We start from the raw sequence: 1,633 nt of genomic DNA on the forward strand, positions 1-1,633 counted from the left end.
CGCGGGGGTGCTGTGCGCGGTGGCCTCGGGGCCTGGTTGTGCGGTGTGCATGGCGTGCTTTCCCCTCCGTGCCTTCCCCCGTGGTGTTCTCCCGGGCAGGCCGGGTGGCGTGCGGGCCGGTCCTGGAGAGCGCTGACAGCCTGCCAAACGTGCGCTTCCGGGTGGTGCTGGGGGTGTCCTGCCGGGGTTACAGCTTCGCACGGGGTGTGTGTGGGGGCGGTGGGTGCGGGTCGTGGGGGCAGTCGGGTGGGGCTGTGGGGGCGGTGTGCGGGGGCCTTGCGGGGTGGTCGGCCCTGTGGCGGGGTGGGGGCCACCGCATAGGCTGGGGCGACCGCTTCCGGCGCGGTGTCCGGTTGGTGTCCATTGGTGTTGGTGTTGGTGTCGGCGAGGGTGCAGGGGGCTACCGCGATGACGACAGGTCGGCTCGGCGAGGGGACGCCCGCGGGGGGTTCCCCGGCGCGGGCGGTTTCTTCGGGGGGCGTGCCTCCGAACGCGGCGTACGCGGGGCAGTCGGTGCGTTTCCCGGACCCGGTGCGGGCGGCGCGGTATCCGGCGGGTGTCGGTGTGGACGGTGGGGGGCGGCCGGTGTTCACGCCGTACGCGCGGGCGGCCGTGGAGATCGCGGAGCCGCCGTCGGGGTTCGGTGTGGACGAGTTGCGGCTGACGGATTACGTGTCGGCGAACGCGGCGATGGCGGCTTCGGGTGACGCGTTGTGGGAGGGCTTGCCCCCGGTGGCGACTCCGCACGGCTGGACGTGGCATCACGTGGCGGACGGGCGGCGGCTGGAACTGGTGCCGGTGGAGGTGAAGGCGTTGTTGCGGCACCACGGGGGGCTGGCGACGGCGCGGGTGGAGCACGGGCGGCGGGGGACGCGGCCGTTGCAGCAGACGCGGCCGGCGCATTTCGGTCTGCCGCGTGAGCTGGTGGCGGTGGAGGAGCGGCAGGTCCTGGCGCTGGAGGAGGACTTGGGGTACCGCCTGCCGGGTGCGTACCGCTCGTTCCTGAAGGCGGGGGGCGGGTGCGCGCCGGTGGGGGTGGCGCTGGACGCGGAGCTGGGGTTGCTGGTGGACCAGCCGTTCTTCACGGTGCGTGAGGAGGCGGCGGTCAATGATCTGGCGTACGTCAACAAGTGCTTGCGTGATCATGTGACGAAGGACTATCTGGGGGTGGCCTTCGTGCAGGGCGGGCTCCTGGTGGTGAAGGTGCGGGGTGAGGGGACGGGTTCGGTGTGGTTCTGCCCGTACGACGACGCGCGGGACCGGGACGGGCTGGGTGTGGCGGAGCGGGTGCGGGAGTTGCTGCTGCCGTGTGGTGAGGATTTCGACGTGTTCCTGTCGCGGCTCGCGGGGAATCCGCCGGAGCTGGAGACGGTGGCGCGGTTGATGGTGGACGGTGGGTTCGCGCGTGTGGTCCCGGTGGGGGAGTGAGTGGCGTGGTGACGTTCGCGCAGGCGCAGGAGCGCGGGGAGCGCTGGATCAACGGGGACGTGCCGCGCTATCAGCACCGTGAGGTGCGGGTGCGGGAGTTCGGGCTCGGGTTCGTGGTGTGGGCGGAGGATCGTGCGGAGGCGGGGCCTTCGGACGGGGGCGGTCAGCGGGGGGTGATCGCGCGGGACGGGCGTGCGGTGACGTT

At 72.7% G+C, this 1,633-nt stretch carries 2 protein-coding genes; both read left to right on the forward strand.

The genetic code is table 11. The features are described 5' to 3' along the window. Nucleotides 1-408: 408 nt before the first annotated feature. On the forward strand, nt 409-1,428 hold the full coding sequence (locus tag SSBG_RS17425; protein ID WP_008747411.1) for an SMI1/KNR4 family protein: 1,020 nt from the start codon (nt 409-411) through the stop codon (nt 1,426-1,428). Between the two features lie 5 nt (nt 1,429-1,433). Further along, on the forward strand, nt 1,434-1,633 hold a 200-nt coding region (locus tag SSBG_RS34875), incomplete at its 3' end, for a hypothetical protein (RefSeq protein WP_037870035.1).

Source organism: Streptomyces sp. SPB074 (genome assembly GCF_000154905.1).
Classification (GTDB): Bacteria; Actinomycetota; Actinomycetes; order Streptomycetales; family Streptomycetaceae; genus Streptomyces.